This window comes from Micromonospora sp. NPDC002575 (assembly GCF_042889525.1).
Classification (GTDB): domain Bacteria; phylum Actinomycetota; class Actinomycetes; order Mycobacteriales; family Micromonosporaceae; genus Micromonospora; species Micromonospora carbonacea.
Genome location: NZ_JBIARA010000006.1, coordinates 290,818 through 312,982 on the forward strand (window position 1 = coordinate 290,818; position 22,165 = coordinate 312,982).

Below are 22,165 nucleotides of genomic sequence, written 5' to 3' on the forward strand. Positions count from 1 at the left end.
ATCATGGCCACGGGCGCGTCAATTCCTATCGGCGCGGGGGATTTGCCGAGGTGATCTCGAAAAGAACTTATACCCCAGCCGGAGACTTTGGCGCAACGACATCTTTCTTTGCATGAGAATTCGATGTGAAGGTGCCGAACTCGCTGACGTAAACGCCGTTCCTCCGGTACTGTCCAGCGCCATGGCAGCGACGAAAGTCGATCAATATTGTCATGCGACGGTGCGTCGGTCGTGCGGTGCAGTCGTGAGGGGTGAGCAGTGAGGAATGTCGACCGGGCACCGTTGACCACAGTTCAGGCCGACATCTGGGTAGCTGGTCGACTATGTCCGGAGCTGCCCCAGTTCAACGTCGGGGGATACCTGCGGTTCACCGGGCCCCTCGACCTCGACCTCATGCGTGCCTGCATGAAACGGGCCGTCCTGCGGAACGACGCGTTGCGGCTGCGTTTCGAGGAAGAGAACGGTGAACCCTATCAGTGGGTCGAGGACGAACCGCCGGTAATTGCCACCATCGACTTCTCGGAAGACGCCGACCCCCGCGCGGCCTGCCATTCCTGGATGGCCCGGTCGTTCGACCGCCCGTTTCCGCTGCGCCGGAGCCGAATGTACGAATTGGCCCTGCTCGTCGAGAGCGAATCGGTCAGCTACGCGTACCTCAATGCCCATCACCTCGTCACCGACGGCTGGGGCGGGCGGTTGCTGCTGCGGCAGGCCAGCGAGGACTACGCCCGCCTCCTGCGCGCCGGGGCGAGCGCCGGGGAGCCGCCGTCGTCGTCGTACCTGGCCGTCGCCCGCGCCCGGGCCGAGCGCCCGCGACCGGCACCCGGCGAACGGGACCGCGAGCACTACCGCGCCGCGCTGGCGGGCGTCGCGCCGGCCCTGTTCCCGCGTCGCGCGGCCGGGGGCGCGGCCGGCGACGGCCCGATCGACAGCGCCTCGGCCGGTGGCAGCGCCTCGGCCGGCGACACCGGCCCGGTCGGCGGCCGGTCCGTGACCAGCGGGCGGCACAGCTTCCCCATCGACCGGGCCCTGGTCGACCGGATCACCGCCCGGGGCGAGTCCCCGTTCACCGTCGTCGCCTCGGTCCTTGCCACCTACCTCGCCCGGATCCACCGCACCGACCGGGTCGTCCTCGGCGTACCCCTGCTCAACCGCCGGACCCACGTCGAACGCCGCACCGTCGGCCACTTCGCCAACGAGCTGCCCCTGCCGGTCCGCGTCGACGGCGCGCGACCGCTGGCGGACCTGGCCGCCGAGGTGCAGACGACCCTGCGTGCGCTCTGGGCCCACCAGGGGATGTCCCGGGGCGACCTGCTGCGCGGCGTCGCCCTGCCCGACGGCGGGCGGCAGCTCTACGACGTGACCCTGTCCTGGATGCGCTGGCCGCGCCCCGAGCCGATCCCCGGCGTCGCGCAGCAGACGATGGCGCGCAGCCGGCTGCACGACGGGCACGCCCTCGCCGTGCTGGTCAACGACTTCGACGACGGCCCGCTGACGGTGGACCTCGACTACGCCCCGGACGTGTTCGACGCGGACTTCCCGATCGAGGCGCTGGGCCGGCACGTCGTCACGCTGCTCCGCAACGCCCTCGATCGTCCCGACCGGCCGCTCGCGCAGACCCCGATGCTGCCCCCGGTCGAGCGGGACCGGCTCACCCGGGGGCTCAACGACACCCGCGCCGACCTGCCCGACGACCTGACGGTGCACGGCCTGTTCGCGCGGCAGGCCGCCCGCACCCCGGACCGGACCGCGCTGGTCGTCGACGGCACCGACGAGACGGTCAGCTACGCCGACCTCGACGCCCGCGCCAACCAGGTGGCCCGCGCCCTGCGCGACGCCGGGATCGGCCGGGGCGACCGGGTCGCGGTCCTCGCCGACCGGGGACCGGGGCTGCTCACCGCGATCCTGGGCACGCTGAAGGCGGGCGGGGCGTACGTCGCGATCGAGCCCGACCATCCGGAGGCGCGGCTGCGGCACCTGCTCGCCGACAGCGGGGCCCGGGTGCTCGTGGTGACCGGGGACACGCCACCGCCGCCGGTCGGCCCCGGGGTCGCCGTCTGCCACCTCAAGGCGATGACCGACCGGCCGACGACGCCCGTGTCGCCGGTCGCCGACGGTGCCGACCTCGCGTACGTCTGCTACACGTCGGGCTCCACCGGCCGTCCCAAGGGGGTGCTGATCGAGCACCGCTCGGTGGTCAACCGGCTGGTCTGGATGCAGCGGCGCTACCCGCTGACCGGCGACGACGTGCTGGTGCAGAAGACGCCCGTGTCGTTCGACGTCTCCGTGTGGGAGCTGTTCTGGTGGGCGCTCGCCGGGGCCCGGCTGGTGCTGCCCGAGCCGGAGGTGCGGCGGGACCCGGCCGCGCTGCTGCGGACGGTCGCCCGGCAGGGCGTCAGTGTCGTCCACTTCGTACCGTCGATGTTGGGGCCCTTCCTCGACCTGCTCGCCGACGCGCCCGCCTCCCGCGCGGACGCCGCCGGCCTGCGGCTGGTCTTCGCCAGCGGCGAGGAGCTGCCGCCCCGGCACGTCGACCGGTTCCACCGGCTGCTGCCCGCCGGGCCGCCGGCGCCCCGGCTGGTCAACCTGTACGGGCCGACCGAGGCGACGGTCGACGTCTCCCACTTCGAGTGCCGCCCCGACCCGGCCGGGCGGACCGCCCGCGTGCCCATCGGCCGCCCGATCGACAACATCCAGCTCTACGTGCTCGGCCCCGGCGACGAGCCGCAGCCGGTCGGCGCGCCCGGCGAGCTCTGCGTCGCCGGGATCGGCGTCGCCCGGGGCTACCTGGGCCAGCCCGAGCTGACCGCCCAGCGGTTCGGCGTCGACCCGGTGACCGGCGGCCGGCTGTACCGCACCGGCGACCTCGCCCGCTGGCTCGCCGACGGCACCGTCGAATACCTGGGCCGCCTCGACGACCAGGTGAAGATCCGGGGCAACCGGGTCGAGCCCGGCGAGGTCCGGCACGCCCTCGCCGCCGTGCCCGGCGTGCGGGAGGCGGTCGTGGTGGCCCGCACCGACCCGGCCCGGGGCACCCACCTCGTCGGCTACTACCGGGCCGACGCCGACCTCGACCCGGCGTGGCTGCGCGCCCAGCTCCTGCGCGGGCTGCCCGACTACCTGGTCCCCGCCCTCTTCCACCGCCTCGACCGGATCCCGCTCACCGCGCACGGCAAGCTGGACCAGGCCGCCCTGCCCGACCCGGCCGCCGTGTCCGCCCCCGACCCCGCCGCCCCCGACTCCGGCGGGCCCGTCAACGGCGGCCCGCCCCCCGGTGCCGCCCGCGCCGACGCCGGGACCGGGCCGGGCCCCCGCGACGAGGTGGAACGCACCCTCGCCGCGATCTGGGCGCGGGTGCTCGGGGTGCCGTCCGTCGGCATCCACCAGGACTGGTTCGCCGTCGGCGGCGACTCCATCCTCGCTCTGCGGGTCGGCGCCGAGGCGGCCCGGCACGGCCTGCACGTCACCGTCGCCGACCTGGTGGCCCGGCCCACCGTGGCGGCGTTGGCCGCCCACGCCCGCGCCCGCGCCGCCGCGCCGCCGACGGGCGAGCAGGACGCCCCGCCGGAGCCGTTCGGGCTGGTGTCGCACCTGGACCGGGCCGCGCTGGGCGACGCGCAGGACGCCTTCCCGGCGACCCGGCTCCAGCTCGGCCTGCTGTTCCACGGCAGCGAACGCGAAGACGCCACCGCCTACCACGACGTGTTCCGCTACTCGCTGCGGCTGCCGTGGGACGAGGTCGCGTTCCGCGCCGCCCACGCCCGGCTCCTCGACCGCCACCCGGCCCTGCGCTCCTCGTTCGACCTCGGCGGCTGCTCCGAGCCGCTCCAGGTCGTCCACGCGCGGGTGACCGGCGGCCTCGACGTCGCCGACCTGCGCGACCTCGACGCCGCCGCGGCCGACGCCGAGGTGCTGGCGCACATGCGGCAGCGGCGACGCCACCGGTACGCCTTCGACCGCGTCCCGCTGCACCTGATGCGGGTGCACCTGCTGCCGTCCGGGGCCGTCGACCTCGTGTTCAGCTTCCACCACGTGCTCCTCGACGGCTGGAGCGTGGCCACCGTCGTCGGTGACCTGCTGCGGGCCTACCTGCGCCTGGTGGGCGTCGACATCGACCCGCCCCGGGCCGCCGCCCTGCCCTCCCCGGCGGCGTACGTCGTCGAGGAACGCCGCGCGGTCGACTCCGCCGCCACCCGCGACTTCTGGCGGGCCCGGCTCGACGGCGCGGAACTCACCCAGATCGAGGGCTGCCGCCAGTACGAGCCGCCCGGCGACGAGGGGACGATCATCCGGCACGTCCCGCTGCCCGACGACCTCCAGGACGGGGTACGCGGCTTCGCCGCCGCGCACGGCCTGCCGGCGAAGTCGGTCCTGCTCGCGGCGCACTGCCTGCTGCTGCGGCTGTACTCCGGCGCGACGGACGTCACCACCGGCCTGGTCACCCACGGGCGGCCGGACCGGCCCGGGGCGGAACTCGTCGCAGGGCTGTTCCTCAACACGGTGCCGCTGCGGGTCACCCCCGGCGCGCGTACCTGGCTGGAGCTGGTCCGGCAGGTCCACCGGCAGGAGCGGGAGTGCCACCCGCACCGGCGGTACCCGCTGCACGCCATCGTCGGCGACCGGGGCGGCGAGCCGATCTTCGAGACGGCCTTCAACTACGTGCACATGCACGTGCTGACCCCGTTGCTGGAGCTGCCCGAGGTCGAGCTGCTCGGCTTCGACACCTGGGAGGAGACCAACTTCACCCTGCTGGTGAACGTGTTCGTCAGCCCCGCCGACCGGCGCGTGTCGCTGCGCGTCGACGCCGACGGGCGCACCCTCACCCCGGCGCAGACCGACCTGCTGATCGACGCCTACCTGCGCATCCTCGCCCAGATCGTGGCCGACCCGCAGGGGGAGCCGGACTTCGGCTTCCTCGCCGCCGCGCCGCAGCCCGCCGGCCCGCCGCTGGAGCCCCCCGGCGACGTGGGGCGACGGCTCGCCGCGCACGCCCGGCGCACGCCGGACGCCGTCGCGATCACCTTCGACGCCGAGGCTGCCCGCGGCGACCGGCCGCAGCGGTGGACGTACGCGCGGCTCGACGAGATGGTCGACCGGATCGCCGTCGGGCTGCTGCGCGCCGGGGTCCGGCCGGGCCAGCTCGTCGGGATCGCCCTGGACCGGTCGCCGGAGATGATCGCCGCGATCTACGGCGTCGCGCGGGCCGGGGCCGCCTGCGTCCCGCTGGACGTGACGTACCCGGCGGAGCGCATCGCCGCGATGGTCGAGCAGGCCCGGCCGGCGCGGATCGTGACGCAGCGGCGACACCGGGGCCTGGTCGGCGACCCGTCGACGGTCCTCGACGTGGCCGACCTCGTCGCGGGGCCCGAAGTCACCGACGAGCCCGTGGCGCTGCCCCGGGTCACCGCCGACGACCTGCTGTACGTCCTGTTCACCTCCGGGTCGACCGGCGTGCCCAAGGGCGTGGCGATGACGCACGGCGCGCTCGACAACTACCAGGCGTGGCAGATCCGGGCGGCCAGCGCGGCGGCCGGCGGCATCACGTTGCAGTACGCCCCGCTGAGCTTCGACGTGTCGTTCCAGGAGATCCTCACCACGATCAGCGCGGGCGGCACCCTGCGGATCATCGACGAGGACCTCCGGCGGGACGTGCCGGCCCTGTTGCGGCTGCTCGACCGCGAGTCCGTCGCGCGGATCTTCCTGCCGTACGTCGCGTTGCAGCAGCTCGCCGAGGCCGCGGAGCTGCTCGGCATCCACCCCCGCGCGCTGCGGGTGGTGATCTCCTCCGGCGAGCAGCTGCGGGTGACCGCCGAGATCCGGCGCTTCCTGGCCGCCCTGCCGGCCGGCGCGATCCTGGAGAACCAGTACGGGCCGACCGAGACGCACCTGGTCACCGCGTACCCGATGACCGGCGACCCGGCACGGTGGCCCAACCTGCCGCCGATCGGGCCCGCCATCGACGGGGTCGAGATGCACCTGCTGGACGAGCGGATGCGGCCCGTGCCGACCGGCGTGACCGGCGAGCTGTACTACGGCGGTATCCAGGTCACCCGGGGCTACCACGGCCGGCCGGGCCTCACCGCCGAGCGCTGCGTGCCCAATCCGTTCGGCCCGCCGGGCAGCCGGCTCTACCGCACCGGCGACCTGGCCCGCTACCTGCCCAACGGGGACCTGATCTGGGTGGCCCGCACCGACACCCAGACCAAGATCCGGGGCTTCCGGGTGGAGCCCCTGGAGGTGGAGATGGCGGTCATGGAGCTGGCCGCGGAGTACCCGGGGATCCGGGAGGCCGCCGTCGTCGCCCGCCGCCGGGAGGGCGTCGACTCCTACCTCGCCGCGTTCCTGGTCGGAGACCCGGACGCGGTCGACCTGGCCGACGTACGCGGCCGGCTGCGCGCCACCCTCCCCGAGCACCTGGTGCCGGCGCGCTGGCAGTGGCTGCCGGCGATGCCGCTGACGCCCAGCGGCAAGCGCAACGACCGCGCCCTGCGCGAGCTGCCGCTGGACCTGGCCGAGGCGCCCCGCGTCGCCCCCCGCGACCGGTACGAACGGGTCGTCGCCGACATCGCCGCCGACCTGCTGCACCTGCCGGCCGTCGGCGCGCACGACAACCTGTTCGAGCTGGGCGGCACCTCGCTGACCGCGATGCGGCTGGTGGTGATGCTGGAGAAGCGGTTCGGGGTGGCCGTGCCCGTCTCGGCGTTCGTCGCCACGCCGACCGTGGCGGGCGTGGCCGCGCTGCTCCGCTCCGGCGGGGCGGACCTCACGTTCGACCCGCTGGTGCCGATCCGCGCCCGGGGCGACCGGCTGCCGCTGTTCCTGGTGCACCCGCTCGGCGGCAACGTGCTCTGCTACGTCCCGCTGGCCCGCCACCTCGGCGACGACCAGCCCCTGTACGCCCTGCAGGCCGCCGGGGTGGACGCCGGCACCGAGCCGCTGTGCACCGTGCCCGAGCTGGCCAGCGCGTACCTCGACGCGATCCGCCGGGTCCAGCCCGAGGGCCCGTACGTCATCGGCGGCTGGTCGTTCGGCGGGGTGGTCGCCTTCGAGATGGCGCGGCAGCTCCGCGCCGGCGGGGCCCGGGTCGACCGGCTGATCCTGCTCGACCCGATCGCCCGCCGGCCCGGCGACCCGGTGCCGGTCGCCGACGACGTGCTGCTCGACTGGTTCTTCTGGGAGCTGATGCGGCTCGGCCGCGACGGACCGCCGGCGCGCGGAGTGCCGGCCGAGCTGGCCACGCCCGAGGCGAAGCTCGACTTCATCGCGGGCCGGGCCGGCGAGATCGGGGTGCTGCGCCCGGGCAGCCCGCGCGGCTCGGTGCGCCGCCTCTTCGCGGTCTTCCGCGCCAACTGGGAGGCGATCATCTCCTACCGGCCGGAGGTCGTCGACCAGGACATCGCCCTGCTGCGGGCCGCCGACCCGCTGCCCGCCGTGCTGAAGCCGATGCACGACCTCGCCGGCACCCTGCACCTCGATCCGCGCAACGGCTGGGGCGAGCTGACCACCGGCCGGATCGACGTGATCGACGTGCCCGGCGACCACCTGGTGCTCATGGACGAGCCGTACGTGGCCGAGGTGGGGCGGCGGATCACCGGGCTGCTGGCGGGGGACGCCCCGGCCCGCCGGCCGGTCGGGGACCCGCGATGATCGCCCCCGCCGGCTCCGGCGGACCGGCCCGCGCCGCCGGCTCGGCCCGCGCCGCCGGTTCGGGCCGCCGCCGGCCGAAGGCGATCGTCATCGGGGCCGGCATCGGCGGCCTGGCGGCGGCCGGCGCGCTGCGCCGTGTCGGGGTCGACGTGGAGATCCACGAACAGGCCCCGGAACTGCGGGCGGCCGGCTCGGCGCTCTCCCTGACCGCCAACGCCCGCGTCGCGCTGCGCTGCCTGGGCATCGACCTCGACGTCGAGCGGCGCGGCCAGGTCTATCCCGAGCTGCACTTCCGCACCGCCACCGGGCGGCCGATCAGGACCGTCCGGTTCGCGCACCTCGGCGACCGGGTCGGCGCGCAGAACGTCGCCATCCACCGCGCCGAACTGCACCGGGCGCTGCTGGCCGAGGCCGGGGACCCGCCGATCCGGCTCGGGTCCGCCGCCCGCCGGTTCCACCGCCACCACGGCGGCATCCGGGTCGAGTTCGCCGACGGCACCAGCGCCGACGGCGACCTGCTGATCGGCGCGGACGGCTTCGGATCGGCGGTACGCCGGCAGCTCGTCGGCCCCGAGCGGCCCCGGGAACCCGGGTACGTGTGCTGGCTGGCGACCGTCGCGTACCGGCACCACCGGGTCCGCGACGGGTACGCCGCCCACTACTGGGGGCGGGGCCAACGGTTCGGGCTGGTGCACCTCGGCGGCGACCAGGTCTACTGGTGGGGCACCCGCAACATGCCGCCGGAGGCGGCCCGCGACTGGCACGGCGGCCGGGACGAGATCCTCCGCGCGTACGCGGGCTGGGCCGACGAGGTGGTCGCCACCGTGGCCGCCACCGCCGACGCGGCGGTCATCAGCGTCCCCGCCCGGGACCGCCCCGCCCTGCGGCGCTGGGGCGACGGCGCGGTCACCCTGCTCGGCGATGCGGCGCACCCGATGCTGCCGAGCCTCGGCCAGGGCGCGGCGATGGCGGTCGAGGACGCGGTGGTGCTGGCCCGCTGCCTGGCCGGGGCCACCGACCTGCCCGGCGCGCTGCGCCGCTACGAGGCGGCCCGCCGCGACCGGACCCGGCGGATGATCCGCCAGGCGCACTCGCTTAGCCGGATCGAGCAGCTCGCCAGCCCCGCCGGGGACCTGGCCCGCCGCGCGTACCTGCGGTGGCTGCCCACGCGCCTGGTCGACCGCCGCAACCTGGCGGACCTGACCTTCCCCGACGCCCTGCCGGCGGCGCTGCCGTGAGCGCCACGCGCGGGGCCCACCGGGCGCTCAGCCCGCTGGAGCGCTGGTACTGGATCGCCGACCAGGTCTCCCCGCTCAACGTCATCGCCCGGGTCCGGGTGCGCGGGCACCTGCCGCCGGAGCTGCTGCGGGCGGCGCTGGACGAACTCCAGGCCCGCCATCCGCTGCTGCGGGTGGCCATCGCGACCCGGCCGGACGGCCGACGACCCCGGTTCGTGCCGACGGACCGGCCGATCCCGCTGCGGCGGGTCGCGCCCGGCCCCGACGGCGCCGGCGGCCCCCCGGTGCCCGACGAGCCCGCCGACCCCGACGCCGGATGGCTGCGCGAGGTCAACGAGCGGGAGCTGGCCGACCGGGTCGACTGGCGGGCCGGCCCGCTCTGCCGGGCGGTCGTGCTGCCCGCCGGACCACCGGCGGCGACGACGGCGCGGACCGGGCAGCCCGCGCCCGCCGGCCCCGGACCCGCCGCCGGGGACGCGCACGACCTGATCCTGACCCTGCCGCACTGCGTGGCTGACGGCACGACCGCGCTGTCGCTGCTGCGCCAGTGGATCGAGTACGCCGACCGGCTGGCCGCCCAGGGCTGGCCCGGCACGGGCGGCCGAACCCCTGGCAGCGCCGCCCCGCAGCGGGAGCCGGCCCTGCCGCCGGCCGAGCGGATGTTCCCCCGTCGGTTCCGGGGCGTCACCGGCGCGCTGCGGCTCGGCGGGCAACTGCTGCGGGACCTGTACGCGGTGCGCCGGCACCGGCCGGCCCGGGTGACGCCGAGCCGGTTCGTGCCGTTCACCGAGCGCCGGAGCCGGCTGCTGCACCGCACGCTCACCGCCGAGCAGGTCGCCGCGCTGGCCCAGGCGTGCCGCCGGGAACGGACCACGGTGCACGGTGCGCTCGCCGCCGCCATGGTCCTCGCGGTCGCCGCCGAGACGGGACCGCCCGCCCCGGGGCATGTGGCGATCGGTTCCCCGGTGGACTTCCGGGCCGCGCTGACGCCCCCCGTGCCCGAGCGGGCCGTCGGCGCGTACGTCGCGACCGTCCCCTCCTTCGTGCCCTACCGGCCGGGCGCGTCGCTGTGGCAGGTCGCCCGGTCGATCAGCGGGGACCTCGCGGGCCGTCGCCAGCGGGGCAGCCACTTCGCCATGGTCGACCTCGTCCGCCTCTCCTGCCCGCCGTCGGTCGCGGCCAGCGGCCGGTTCGTGGAGCTGACCGAGCGGACCGGGCCGGTGAACCTCTGCCTGTCCAACCTCGGCCGGTACGACTTCCCGGACCGGATCGGGGCCTGGCGGCTCGCCGGCGCGCAGTTCGTCGCCGGGCTCTCGGTCTGCGGCTACTTCGTCGCCACGGCGAACACCAGCCACGGCGAGCTGGCCTGGAACTTCGTCCACGTGTCGGAGGCGGTCCCGGACGACAGGGCGGCCCGCCTCGTCGCCGCCTGCGTCGACGCGGTGCTGGCCGAGATCGACACGGTGTCGGCCGAGTTCGGCGAGACGACGGCCGGGGCCGACGCGGTGCCGGCCGGGATCGACGGGGAGCCGGCCGACGTCGCGGCGGCGCCGGCCGGAGCCGACGGAGGGGCGGGAACATGATCGGAGCCGGGTGGCGGATCGACGCGCGGGGCCGGGCCGTGGTGGTCACCGGCGCCTCGTCGGGGCTCGGCCGGGAGGCCGCGCTCCACCTGGAACGGGCCGGCTTCCGGGTCTTCGCCGGGGTGCGCGACCGGGCCGCCGCCGACGACCTGGCCGCCGCCACGGCCGGGCGGCTCACCCCGCTCCGCCTCGACGTCACCCGGGCCGACCAGATCCGGGACGCCGTCGCCGAGGTGGCCCGGCAGGTCGGGGCCGGCGGCCTCTGGGGGCTGGTCAACAACGCCGGCATCAGCCTGCCCGGCCCCCTGGAGTGCGTGCCGCCGGAGCAGCTGCGGCGGCAGCTCGACACCAACGTGGTCGGCCAGGTCGCGGTGATCCAGGGCTTCCTGCCGCTGCTGCGCGCCGGCCGGGGCCGGATCGTGAACGTCACCTCCGGCCTGGGCCGGGTCGCGCTGCCCTACCTCGGCGCGTACGCGGCGGCCCAGTTCGCCAAGGAGGCGGTCAGCGACAGCCTGCGGCGCGAGCTGCGGCCGTTCGGAGTCGCGGTGTCGGTGGTCCAGCCGGGAGCGATCCAGACGCCGATCTGGGACAAGGTCGCCCACGCCGGGACGGAGACGATGGCCCGGGCGGCGGGGCGGGCCGGCGACCTCTACGCGGAGCCGTTCGGCCGTTTCCTCGCCCGGCTGGCCGCGCAGGCCCGGCGCAGCGGGACCACCCCGGCGGACTTCGCGCGGGCGGTCGCCCGCGCGCTGACCGCCGCGCGGCCGAGGACCCGCTACCCCGTCGGCCGCGACGTGCGGTGGGGCAGCCTGGCGGCCCGCCTGCTGCCCGACGCCCTGCTCGACCGCAACTTCGCCCCGCTCGTGCGGCCCCGCGCCGTGCCGGGCGATCCGGTCCCGCCCCTCGCCCCGACCAGTAGTGAGGACTGACCAGCATGGACGCCGACCAGCAGGCCCGGACCCAGGCCCAGGCCCTGTTCGCCCGCAACCTGGAGTTGATCTCCGAGGGGCGGATCACCGAGTGGGTGGAGCTGTTCGACCCCGAGGGGGTGCTGGAGTTCCCCTACCCCCTGCCGGGCATCCCCGCGCGGTTCACCGGCCACCGGGAGCTGTACGAGCACATGAAGGACTTCCCGAAGCAGTTCGACGTGCGCTTCTCCGGCCTGACCTTCCACGAGACCACCGACCCGGAGCTGGTGGTCGCCGAGTTCGTCGGTGACGGCCGGGGCGTCGTCACCGGTCGGCCGTTCCACCAGGTCTACATCTCGGTGGTCCGGTTCCGGGGCGGGCGGATCGTCCACTTCCGGGACTTCTGGAACCCCCTGGCGACCATCCGGGCCGGGCTGACGATCGGGCACGCCTGGCGCGGCCTGGTCGACCTGCTGCGGCCCGCCGCACGCCGCCGCCCGAAAGGGCCGGGCCCTGGTCGGGGGTGACCGGTCGGCCCGCCACCCGCTGGGTGGGGACGGACGGGGGGCCGGCCCGCGGCGGCGGGCCGGCCCCCACGTACGCGAGGTGGTGCGCCTACGGCTTCCAGGAGCCGGCGGTCTCCAACTTGTGCCGGTATTCCAGCGCGCCGTTCTTGTTCGCCACGTCGAACGTGACGCTGCCGGTGCGCTTGCTGCCCTCCCGCAGGTTGACCCCGGAGTCGAGCAGGTCGCCGCAGCCGGCCAGCGCGCCGGCGATCCCGTTCGCGGTGGTGCCGTCCTCGCCCACCCACTGGAAGTAGAACGGGTTGATCGACATGTTGCCCTTCTTCACCGTCGCGGTGACGTCCGCGATCAGGTAGAGCCCCTTGTCGGGGTCGGGCGAGTACGACTTGCAGCCCTTCGTCGAGGTGCGGAACCGCAGCACCGTGATCTCCAGGGTGCCGTCGTCGTCGTTGATGACCAGGGTGTCGCCGGCCTTCATGTTGAAGGTCTCACCGTCGGCCGGGGCGGACGACGACGAGGAGGTCGGGCTGGCGCTCGGCAGGCCGCTGGGCGCGGTGGTGACCCGGGGCAGGTCCGGAAGCTGCCGCTCGGCCTCCTTCGCCGCCTCGTTGGCCCCGGCGACCAGCGCCACGATGCCGCCGACGCAGCACAGCAGCGCGAGCACCACCGCGACGACCACGATGATGACGATCGGCTTCTTGCTGCTCTTCTTGGCCCCCATCGGCGGGCCGAGCGGGTAACCCTGGCCCGGCGCATAGCCGGGGCCGGGCGGGTACGACCCGCCGGGGGGCGGCGGATAGGCCGGACCCGGGGGCGGCGGGTAGGCCGCGTCCGCGCCCGGCTGGTACGTCGGGTCGGGGGCGGGCGGCGGCGTGAACCCACCCGGCGGCGGGTAGGGCGCACCCGACGTGGGCTGGTACGGGGAGCCCGAGGTCGGCGGATAGGGCGCGCCGGACACCGGCGGCGGCGGATAGGGCGCGCCGGACACCGGCGGCGGCGGATAGGGCGTGCCGGACACCGGCGGCGGCGGGTACGGCGCACCCGAGACCGGGGGCTGGGCGGTGGTCGGCGGCAGAGGCGGCGGGGCGGTCGGATCGGCCGGCCACGGGGGCACGGGTGCCGTCGCTGGATCCTGGTTCGGCTGGTAGGGGTCTTGCGGCGGCCCGTAAGGGTCCTGGGGGTGGCTCACCGTACTCCTCGGCACCTCATCGCGATCTCGAACGCCCTGACGGTATCGCTCCTGGCCAAGTCGAGGCTCACCCCGCCCGTCTCAGCGGGGTAACAGGACGGCGGCGGTACGGACCACGTCGGCGTCGACCGCGAACCGCCCGGCGACCGTCGCGGGCGGGCCGGGCACCGGGGCCGCGTCCAGCCGGGCGGGCGAGATCCGGGCGGTGAACAGGCCGGCGTCCGGGTCCAGCTCGACGCGGGCGTCGTGGAAGTCCAGCCACGTGCCGACGACCGGGTGCCACACCTTGTAGATGGTCTCCTTGGCGCTGAACAGCACGACGGCCCAGGGGGCGGTGCCGGGGAGGCGGGCGCAGTCGTCCCACTCCTCGGGCAGGCCGACCAGCCGGCGTACCCCCGGGTTGAGCTCCCGGTGCCGCTCGGCGTCCATGCCGACCGACCGGATCTCGTCGGCGCGGGCCACGGCCGCGGCGCAGTAGCCCGGCGTGTGGGTGATGGTGCCGACCACCCCGGGCGGCCAGACCGGGGAGCGGTCCGCCGCGGCGGGCACGGCCACGGCCGGCACGCCGAGCCGGGTGAGGGCCCGCCGGGCGCAGACCCGCCCGGCGGTGAAGTCGCGCCGTCGGCGCTCGACCGCCCGCTCGCCCAGGCAGGCCCGCTCGGCGGGCAGCAGCTCGCCGTCCCAGTCGTCCCCACCGGCGACGGCCACCGCGACCTCGGGCGGCAGCAGGTCACGCATCCCGGCCCCCGCCGCCCCCGTCGCGGCCCCGGCCGCCCCGCACGCCGCTCATCGCCGTCGAACGTACCGCACCCGCACCCGCGCCCGTGGCCTGTGGGACCGGCGGCCGGAACGCGCCGGTCCCACAGGCCAGGGCAGGGGTCAGGGCCGGCGGGGGCGGCGGGTCAGCGCGAAGCCGACCACGCCGGCCACCGCCGCGAGCACGCCGCCGATCGTGGTCCAGACCCACCGCGACGACAGGTCCGGCAGCCACCCGGCGAGGAGGCTGCCGTCGTCGTCCTCGTCGGCCGGGGCCGCCGCCGGGTCCCCGGTCAGCACCGTCCCGGCCTTCGTGTTGGGCACCAGCGGGGCCTTCAGCTCCCCGTCGTCGGCGGGGGCGTCGCCGTCGCCGACCTCGGCGACCAGCAGGTCCACGTCGACCGGCAGGCCGAGGTCCGGCTCCGGCAGCTCCACGACGGAGAGCCGCACGTAGTACGTGCCGGGCAGCGGGTCGGCCGACCACGGCTCGGCCCACGACCGGACCCGGCGCAGGGTGCAGCCCAGCGCCACGCTGGTCGCCGACGCACCGGCGGTCGGGGTCTGTGCCCCCGCCGTGCACGCCTGCCGGCGGCGCAGGCCGTCGAAGACCTCGACCGTCCAGGTGGAGTCGCCGGTGCGCCCCTTCGGGAAGGTGACCGTCGCCGCGATCTCGTGGACCTGCCCGGCGCTGGCCGCGAACGACCAGTAGAGGTAGTCGCCGCCTGCCGCGCCGACCCGGACCGGCTGGCCGGCGGTGATCGGCGTGGCCGTCAGGAACGAGGTGCCGGCCTTGGTGACCGTCGCAGCGCCGGGCGAGGGGGTGGGCGCGGCCAGCGCGGGGGCGGCCGGGAGCGTCAGCGCGGCGGCGGCGGCCAGCGCCGCCGAAGACCGGATCAACGGGGTACGCATCCTCAGTTCTCCCTCCAGGTGGCGACCCACCAGCGGGTGAGCAGCCCGGCGACGAGCCCGGTGACCAGGCCGGCCAGGGTCAGCAGCAGCAACAGCACCCAGCCCCGGCCCAGGTCCGGCCCGCCGGGGTCCGGCGACGCGGCGACCACGTCGACGGTCAGCTCGATCGGCATCCCCGGGCTGGCCCGGGTGCCGGGGCGGGGCGCGAACGCGTTGCTGACCACCAGGCAGACGGTGGTCGGGGCGGCTGCCGTGTCGCCGGCCGCCGGGCTCGGCGTCTCCCCGTCGCCGTCATCGGCGTCGTCGTCGGCATCGTCGTCGGCGGCGGCCGACCAGCGCAGGCCGGCGGAGACCACGTCGGTGCGACCGCTGCCGGCGTCCACGCCCCGGACCAGCTCCCGGCCGTCGGGGGCGGTCGCCCGCAGCAGCACCGCGTGGTCGGGGTTGACCGGGCGGTCCAGCGCGATGCTCACCGAGGCCCGCAGCTCCTGGCCCGGGCGCACCGGCACCCGGTACCAGCGGTGCTCGGAGAACTGTTCCCGGTCGGTGTAGACGCCGGGGGCGAGCAGCGGCGCGTCCGGGCAACGGGCGGAGCCGCCCACCACGGTCGGTGCGGCGGTGTACGTGTCCCGGGCGCGGTCCACCAGTTGCTTGATCCGGCCGGTCAGCTCGTCGGCGCTCTGCGCGGCCGTGTACGTCCCGCCGGTCGCGCCGGCGATGCACAGCAGCTGCCGGCGCACCTTCTCGTCGGGGGCGAGCCCGAGGGTGTCCACCACCAGCTTGGTGCCCTGGGCGGCCAGCTCGCGGGCCACCTCGCACGGGTCGGGCGGGGCGCAGGTGTCCTCGCCGTCGGTGATCAGCACGATCCGGCGGGCGGTGGCGCCGGTGCCGAGGTCGGCGGCGGCCGAGCGGAGCGCCAGCCCGACCGGGGTGAACCCGGTGGGCCGCAGGGTCGCCACGGCCGCCTTGGCCTGGGCCCGGTCCACCCGGCCGACCGGCACGATCTGCTGGGTGTCCTGGCACCCCACCTTGGAGTCCTTGCCCTTGTAGGTCGCCCCGAGCACCCGGATGCCGAGCTGGGTCTCCTCGGGCAGCGCGTCCACGACCTCGTTGAACGCCTGCTGCGCCACCGAGATCCGGCTGCGCCCGTCGATGTCCCGGGCCCGCATCGAGCCGCTGACGTCGAGCACCAGCTCCACCCGCGGCGGCTCGGCGACGGGGTTCTCCTCGTCGGCCCGCGCCGGAGCGGGACCACCCAGCGCGACCGCCGGACCGAGCAGGACGGTTGCCGCCAGCAGTCCGCGGAAGACGGTTGTCCATCGTCTCTTGTTGATCACCGGGGCGAGTGTAGTGAGATCCACTCTGGAGGATCAGGCGGCCCTCAAGGGCCCGGCGGCGGGGGCGGATCGGGCCCTCGGCCCGGCCGGTGAGCTCCGTAAGGTCCGCACCGGATGACTGACGGTTAGCTGCCGCACGTAAACCATTAGGCTGGTGTGCTCCGTCGGAAATCTGACCCGAGTCCACCCGTTGTGCCGGTGGTGCCGGGTGGTTAAGCTCCTATTGCGCGCCCCAATCGCCCGCTTCCCCCGTGGCAGGCGATCGGGGCGCGCGTCTTTGCGCCCAGAGGCCGCCTTCCGCGCCCGACAGCCCGGCAACCGGGCCCGCCCCGGGCCCGGTTGTCCGATATCCGACGGCCGGCGTCAGATCCAGCGGCCGTCCAACCACATCCGGGCCGACCACTCCGCGTACGGCAGCACCTTGCCCACGAAGATCGGATAGAAGTACGCGAAGCAGAGCGCCACCAGCAGCACGTACGCGCCCACGATGACGCCGCCCACCAGCCGGCGTTCCGCCGCCTCGTCCTCGCCGTCGGCGGACGCCTCCCTGGCGGCCGGGGCCCGCGCCCCGTCGGTGGCCGGTGTGACGATCGCGCCCAGCACGTAGACGACCGCGAGGACCAGGAACGGCAGGGCCGGCGCGGTGTAGAAGGAGAACATCGTCCGGCCGTCGAGGGCGAACCAGAACCAGGGCAGCAGCCCGGCGGTCACGCAGAGCAGGATCGCCCCGGCCCGCCAGTCCCGCCGCGCGAGGCCGATCCAGGCCGCCCCGAACAGGGCGGGCAGGAACGACCACCACAGCAGCGGCGTGCCCAGCAGCAGGATCTCCGAGGCGCAGCTCGGCGCGCCGCAGGCCCCCTCGCCCGACCAGTGGAAGGCGACCGGCCGGCCCAGCAGCAGCCACTGCCAGGGCCAGGACTGGTATTTGTGCGGGTCGTCGAGCTGCTTGTGGAAGCCGTACGCCGCCTTGTGGTATTCCCACAGATTGTTCAGCGCCCCGATGATCGGGGTGTCGCTCAGGCCCGGCACGTTCGGGTACCTGGCGGCGAGGCGGTAGTAGCCGTCGTCGGTCAGCAGCCAGCCCGACCAGGTCGCCACGTAGGCGACGGCCATGAGGACGCCGGCCAGCACCAGCCAGGGCAGCTCGTCGAGCAGCGCGTCGCGCCACGGCCGGCGCACCCCCGCGGACCGGCGGACGCCGACCTCCCACAGCAGGGCCAGCAGCGCGAAGGCCGGCAGGAAGGAGAGGGCGCTCCACTTGACCGCGCAGGCGAGGCCGAGCAGCACCCCGGCGGCCAGCCGCCACCACGGCCAGTTCCGCCAGCCGCCGGCGGGCCGGCCGGCGCGGCCGGGCGCGGTGGGGTCGAGGCCGGCGTCCAGCGCCCGGCTCCACCGGCGACGCCGCGCGTCCCGGTCGAGGACCAGCGCGCCGAACGAGGCCAGCACGAACAGCAGCAGGAAGATGTCGAGCAGGGCGGTGCGGGACAGCACCAGGTGAAAGCCGTCGAGGGCGAGCAGCAGGCCGGCGGCGCAGCCGAGCGTGGTGGAGCGGAACAGCCGGCGGCCGATGCGCACCAGCAGCAGCACCGACACGATCCCGGCCAGCGCCGCGCCGAAGCGCCAGCCGAACTCCGGCGCGGTCGTCATCAGGTGGCCGGGCACGGAGATGTTGTGCTCGGCGTCGGAGTAGCCGAACGCCCACTCGCCGAGGCCGATCAGCCACTTGCCCAGCGGCGGGTGCACCACGTACGACGGGCCGTTGTCCTTGAAGTTCCACTCGACGCCCTTTTCGACGAGCCCCCAGCCGTCGCGGGCGTAGTAGATCTCGTCGAAGATCTTGCCCTTGGGGTAGCTGAGGCCGACCAGGCGCAGGATCGCGGCGATCGCCACCACGACGGCGGTGGCGATCCACGAGTTGACGTCCAGCCGGGCGTCGACGGTGGCCAGCCGCCGCCGCACGATCGCGGGGACGCCCCCGCCGCCGTCCGGGGTGGGGGGCCGCAAGGACTCCTCGGTCGCGTCGCCGGCGGACCCGGCGTGCTCCGATCCCGCCCGGCCCGCGCTCGCGCTCTGCGCTGTCGACGCACTCGTCACGCAGCGATCGTAGGCTGCGGAGGTGCCCGGTGGCGTCCGTCGTCCCCGATATCGGTACAACTGTCGATGAAGGAGCGCATCTCTTGGGCGAAATGTCCGAATCTGGACGCCTGATCCTCCTCGGCGCGCCGCTCGGCAACCCGGCCGACGCGTCCGCCCGGTTCCGCGAGGTGCTCGCCGCCGCCGACGTGGTCGCCGCCGAGGACACCCGGCGGCTCACCCGGCTGGCCCGCGACCTCGACGTCACCGTCGGAGGCCGGATCGTCTCCTACTTCGAGGGCAACGAGGAGCGGCGCACCCCCGAACTCGTCGACGTCCTCCGCGAGGGATACGTCGTCGCCCTGGTCACCGACGGCGGCATGCCCAGCGTCTCCGACCCCGGCTACCGGCTGGTCCGGGGGGCTATCGACGCCGGGGTCCCGGTGAGCGCCGCACCCGGGCCCAGCGCCGTCACCACCGCCCTGGCCCTGTCCGGCCTGCCCAGCGACCGGTTCTGCTTCGAGGGCTTCCTGCCCCGCGCGCCCGGCGCGCGGCGGTCCCGGCTGCGCGCCCTGGCCGGCGAGGAACGCACCCTGGTCCTCTTCGAGGCCCCGCACCGCATCGCGGGCGCGCTCGCCGACCTGGCCGCCGAGTTCGGCGTCGACCGCCCGGCCGCGCTCTGCCGCGAGCTGACCAAGACGTACGAGGAGGTGGTCCGCCGGCCGCTCGGCGAGCTGGCCGCCTGGGCCGGCGAGCGCGAGCCGCGCGGCGAGATCACCCTCGTGGTGGCCGGCGCGCCGCCGGCCGCCGCGCAACGCCCCGACGACGAGACGCTGCGCGCGGCCGTCGCCGCCCGGGAGGCCGCCGGCCTGTCCCGGCGCGACGCGATCACCGAGGTCGCCACCGAGTACGGCCTGCGCCGCCGCGACGTCTACACCACCGTCCACGCCTGAGGCGCAAGGAAGGGCACCTTGTTAACGCTTTCTGTATAGGAAGGGCCCCTTCCAAACCGGCGGGGCGGGGCGTGCGCAGCGAGCCGGGGCGGGCGCGCCTACCAGGCGGCGGCGAGGAAGCCGGCGCTGATCACGAGCGGCCCGGCCACCGCGACCGCCACCGCCCAACGCCGGGCCCGCCGGTCGGCCAGCCGGGTCGCGCCGGTGTAGCGGGCGATCCCCGCGCCGCAGGCGAGCACCAGCAGCAGCCCGAGCAGCCAGCGCAGGTGTCGACCGACGCCGGTGTCGGCGTACGCGGTGTCGCCCGACGGGCCGGTCATCCGGGCGGTCAGGGTGGAGCCGGCGGCGGCGCGTTCGGCGGGCACCCCGCTGACGCGTACCCCGAAGGCGATGAACCGCTCGTCCTCGGCGGTGAAGACCCCCCGGCAGCGCTGCGTCAGCCCGGCACCCGTGCACTCGCCGATCACGACGGTGCCGGTGGTGGCGTGCCCGAGGGCGAGCCAGAACGGGCCGGCGCTCACCCAGGCGAAGAACGCGGCGAGCAGGCTCAGCGCCAGCAGGGCGGAGAGGCCCTGCCATACCTCCGGCGGGTGGGCGGGACGGTCGGCGGCCCGCCGCAGGCGGCCGTGTCCCCGGTGGTCCGCGCCGGCGGCGGGTCGCCACCAGCGGCGGCGGCCGTGTTCCTCGCGCAGGGGGGTGCCGTCCCAGTGCACCTGTTCGATCGGGGCCCAGAACAGCCCGTCGTCGTCGCCCGGCGCGTCCTGGTCGGGGGCGGGCGACGGGCGGAGCCGACCGCGGGGCTGCCGGACCGGAACCCGGCGCGGCACCGCGTCGACCGGGGCGCCGGTGGTCGGCTCCACCTCCACCGGCTGGTCGGGGCCGGCCGCCTGCCCGGGCACCGCGGGCGGGGCTGCCTGCGCGGGCGGGGCTGCCTGCGCGGGCGGGCCGGGCAGTGTGGGCGGGGCTGCCTGCGCGGGCGGTGCGGGCACCGCGGGCGGAGCTGCCTGCGCGGGCGGGCCGGGCGTCGATCCGCCGGGTGGCTCCTCGTGCCCCTGGGCGGCTCGTCTGCCAGTCACGGTGTCATTGGACACCGGCAGGCGGGGGCAGCAGGGCAGGTCAGGCCGCGTGTCGGCGACAAATCGGGCGGCATTCCCGGTGCGGTCGCGGCGAGCCGGCCTATTGGTTCGCGGTGGCCCCGCGCCGGTCACTAGGCTTGCTGGTCATGAGTCACGTTCTCGCGGCGGTAGCCTGGCCGTACGCCAACGGCCCGCGCCACATCGGCCACGTCTCCGGTTTCGGCGTTCCCTCCGACGTCTTCGCCCGGTACATGCGGATGGCCGGCCACGACGTGCTCATGGTCTCCGGCACCGACGAGCACGGCACCCCGATCCAGGTGCAGGCCGACGCCGAGGGGGTCACCCCCCGCGAGCTGGCCGACCGCTACAACCGGGTGATCGCCGAGGACCTGCGGGCGCTGGGGCTGTCGTACGACCTGTTCACCCGCACCACCACCCGCAACCACTACGCGGTGGTGCAGGAGCTGTTCACCGGGCTGCACCGCAACGGCTACATCGTGCCCCGGGTCACCACCGGCGCGATCTCGCCGTCGACGGGCCGGACCCTGCCCGACCGGTACATCGAGGGCACCTGCCCGATCTGCGGGTACGACAGCGCCCGCGGCGACCAGTGCGACAACTGCGGCAACCAGCTCGACCCGGTCGACCTGATCAACCCCAAGTCGAAGATCAACGGCGAGACGCCGGAGTTCGTCGAGACCGAGCACTTCTTCCTCGACCTGCCCGCGCTCGCCGACGCGCTGCGGGAGTGGCTGGACGGCCGGGAGGGCTGGCGGCCCAACGTGCTGCGGTTCTCGCGGAACCTCCTCGACGACCTCCAGCCCCGGGCCATCACCCGGGACCTGGAGTGGGGCGTGCCGATCCCCCTCGACGGCTGGCGCGACCGCCCGGACAAGCGCATCTACGTCTGGTTCGACGCGGTCATCGGCTACCTGTCGGCGTCGATCGAGTGGGCCCGCCGCACCGGCGACCCGGAGGCGTGGCGCAGGTGGTGGTCCGCCGACGCCGAGGGCAAGGACGCCCGCAGCTACTACTTCATGGGCAAGGACAACATCGTCTTCCACTCGGTGATCTGGCCGGCGCTGCTCGGCGGATATTCCGGCGCGGGCGACCACGACGGCGAGCCCGGCGCGCTGGGCCGGCTCAACCTGCCCACCGAGGTCGTCTCCAGCGAATACCTCACGATGGAGGGCCGCAAGTTCTCCTCGTCCCGCAAGGTCGTCATCTACGTGCGGGACTTCCTCGAACGCTACGACCCGGACGCGCTGCGCTACTTCATCGCCGTCGCCGGGCCGGAGAGCAACGACACCGACTTCACCTGGGCCGAGTTCCTCCGCCGCAACAACGACGAGCTCGTCGCCGGCTGGGGCAACCTGGTCAACCGCTCGGTGTCGATGGCGGCGAAGAACTTCGGCGCGATCCCGCCGGTCGACCCGGCCGGGCTCACCGAGGCTGACGAGGCGCTGCTGGCCACCGCCCGCGCCGGCTTCGACACCGTCGGCGACCTGATCGGCCGGCACCGGCAGAAGCAGGCCATCGGCGAGGCGATGCGGGTCGTCGCCGAGGCCAACAAGTACCTGTCGGAGCAGGCGCCCTGGAAGCTCAAGGCCGAGGCGGACAAGCCCCGGATGGGCACCATCCTGCACGTCGCCCTCCAGGTGGTCAGCGACGCCAACACCCTGCTCACCCCGTTCCTGCCGCACTCCGCGCAGCAGATCCACGAGCTGCTCGGCGGCACCGGCGTGCACGCCCCGATGCCCGTGATCGAGGAGGTCGACGACCTCGACGGCGGGCCCGCGTACCCGGTGCTGACCGGCGACTACACGGTCGGTGCGCGCTGGGAGTCGGTGCCGCTGGAGGTGGGCCGGCCGCTCGCCGCGCCGAAGCCGGTGTTCCGCAAGCTCGATCCGTCGATCGTCGAGGAGGAGCTGGCCCGGCTCGCCGGCTGACCGGTCCGGCCAGCCGGCGAGCC

General features: G+C 75.4%; 13 protein-coding genes. 7 read left to right on the top strand and 6 right to left on the bottom strand.

Annotated elements, in window-relative coordinates; all coding sequences use genetic code 11:
* Positions 1-282 precede the first annotated feature (282 nt).
* Genes ACFYWL_RS12735 through ACFYWL_RS12755 form a run of 5 tightly spaced genes read left to right on the top strand, consistent with a single transcriptional unit; the run spans position 283 to position 11,903 of the window.
* The gene (locus ACFYWL_RS12735) at positions 283-7,647 is read left to right on the top strand and encodes an amino acid adenylation domain-containing protein (RefSeq protein ID WP_386971233.1); all 7,365 of its coding nucleotides are present in this window, start codon (positions 283-285) and stop codon (positions 7,645-7,647) included.
* Positions 7,644-8,885: an FAD-dependent monooxygenase gene (locus ACFYWL_RS12740; protein WP_386971236.1), complete on the top strand. Its 1,242-nt coding sequence runs from the start codon at positions 7,644-7,646 to the stop codon at positions 8,883-8,885. Before ACFYWL_RS12735 ends, ACFYWL_RS12740 begins: the two co-directional genes overlap by 4 nt.
* A complete protein-coding gene (locus ACFYWL_RS12745) occupies positions 8,882-10,468 on the top strand; it encodes a hypothetical protein (protein ID WP_386971239.1) in 1,587 nt (528 codons plus the stop codon). Before ACFYWL_RS12740 ends, ACFYWL_RS12745 begins: the two co-directional genes overlap by 4 nt.
* A complete protein-coding gene (locus ACFYWL_RS12750; RefSeq protein ID WP_386971242.1) occupies positions 10,465-11,397 on the top strand; it encodes an SDR family oxidoreductase in 933 nt (310 codons plus the stop codon). Before ACFYWL_RS12745 ends, ACFYWL_RS12750 begins: the two co-directional genes overlap by 4 nt.
* A gap of 5 nt (positions 11,398-11,402) precedes the next feature.
* Positions 11,403-11,903, top strand: a complete 501-nt coding sequence (locus tag ACFYWL_RS12755; protein WP_386971244.1) for a nuclear transport factor 2 family protein — start codon at positions 11,403-11,405, stop codon at positions 11,901-11,903.
* Positions 11,904-11,991: 88 nt separating this feature from the next.
* Here the strand turns inward: ACFYWL_RS12755 and ACFYWL_RS12760 are convergent, their stop codons facing one another.
* The 5 genes from ACFYWL_RS12760 to ACFYWL_RS12780 form a co-directional block, all read right to left on the bottom strand.
* A complete protein-coding gene (locus ACFYWL_RS12760; protein ID WP_386971247.1) occupies positions 11,992-12,918 on the bottom strand; it encodes a hypothetical protein in 927 nt (308 codons plus the stop codon).
* 252 nt (positions 12,919-13,170) lie between these two features.
* Complete coding sequence (locus ACFYWL_RS12765) at positions 13,171-13,827, bottom strand: 4'-phosphopantetheinyl transferase (RefSeq protein WP_386971250.1); 657 nt, start codon at positions 13,825-13,827, stop codon at positions 13,171-13,173.
* Between the two features lie 141 nt (positions 13,828-13,968).
* Positions 13,969-14,754 carry a peptidase gene (locus ACFYWL_RS12770; protein WP_386971253.1) on the bottom strand — a complete coding sequence of 262 codons (786 nt, stop codon included), beginning with the start codon at positions 14,752-14,754 and terminating at the stop codon, positions 13,969-13,971.
* A gap of 2 nt (positions 14,755-14,756) precedes the next feature.
* Positions 14,757-16,091 carry a VWA domain-containing protein gene (locus tag ACFYWL_RS12775; protein ID WP_386971255.1) on the bottom strand — a complete coding sequence of 445 codons (1,335 nt, stop codon included), beginning with the start codon at positions 16,089-16,091 and terminating at the stop codon, positions 14,757-14,759.
* A 363-nt stretch (positions 16,092-16,454) separates the two neighbouring features.
* Positions 16,455-18,185, bottom strand: a complete 1,731-nt coding sequence (locus tag ACFYWL_RS12780; RefSeq protein WP_386971258.1) for a dolichyl-phosphate-mannose--protein mannosyltransferase — start codon at positions 18,183-18,185, stop codon at positions 16,455-16,457.
* Positions 18,186-18,277: 92 nt separating this feature from the next.
* Here ACFYWL_RS12780 and rsmI point away from each other — a divergent pair, with 92 nt between their 5' ends.
* Complete coding sequence (gene rsmI / locus ACFYWL_RS12785) at positions 18,278-19,117, top strand: 16S rRNA (cytidine(1402)-2'-O)-methyltransferase (protein WP_386971261.1); 840 nt, start codon at positions 18,278-18,280, stop codon at positions 19,115-19,117.
* Between the two features lie 98 nt (positions 19,118-19,215).
* Here rsmI and ACFYWL_RS12790 read toward each other — a convergent pair whose 3' ends face one another.
* Positions 19,216-20,193, bottom strand: coding sequence for a hypothetical protein (locus tag ACFYWL_RS12790; RefSeq protein WP_386971264.1), 978 nt, complete (start codon positions 20,191-20,193; stop codon positions 19,216-19,218).
* 146 nt (positions 20,194-20,339) lie between these two features.
* Here ACFYWL_RS12790 and metG point away from each other — a divergent pair, with 146 nt between their 5' ends.
* Positions 20,340-22,142 carry a methionine--tRNA ligase gene (gene metG, locus ACFYWL_RS12795; RefSeq protein WP_386971266.1) on the top strand — a complete coding sequence of 601 codons (1,803 nt, stop codon included), beginning with the start codon at positions 20,340-20,342 and terminating at the stop codon, positions 22,140-22,142.
* The last annotated feature ends 23 nt before the right edge of the window (positions 22,143-22,165 follow it).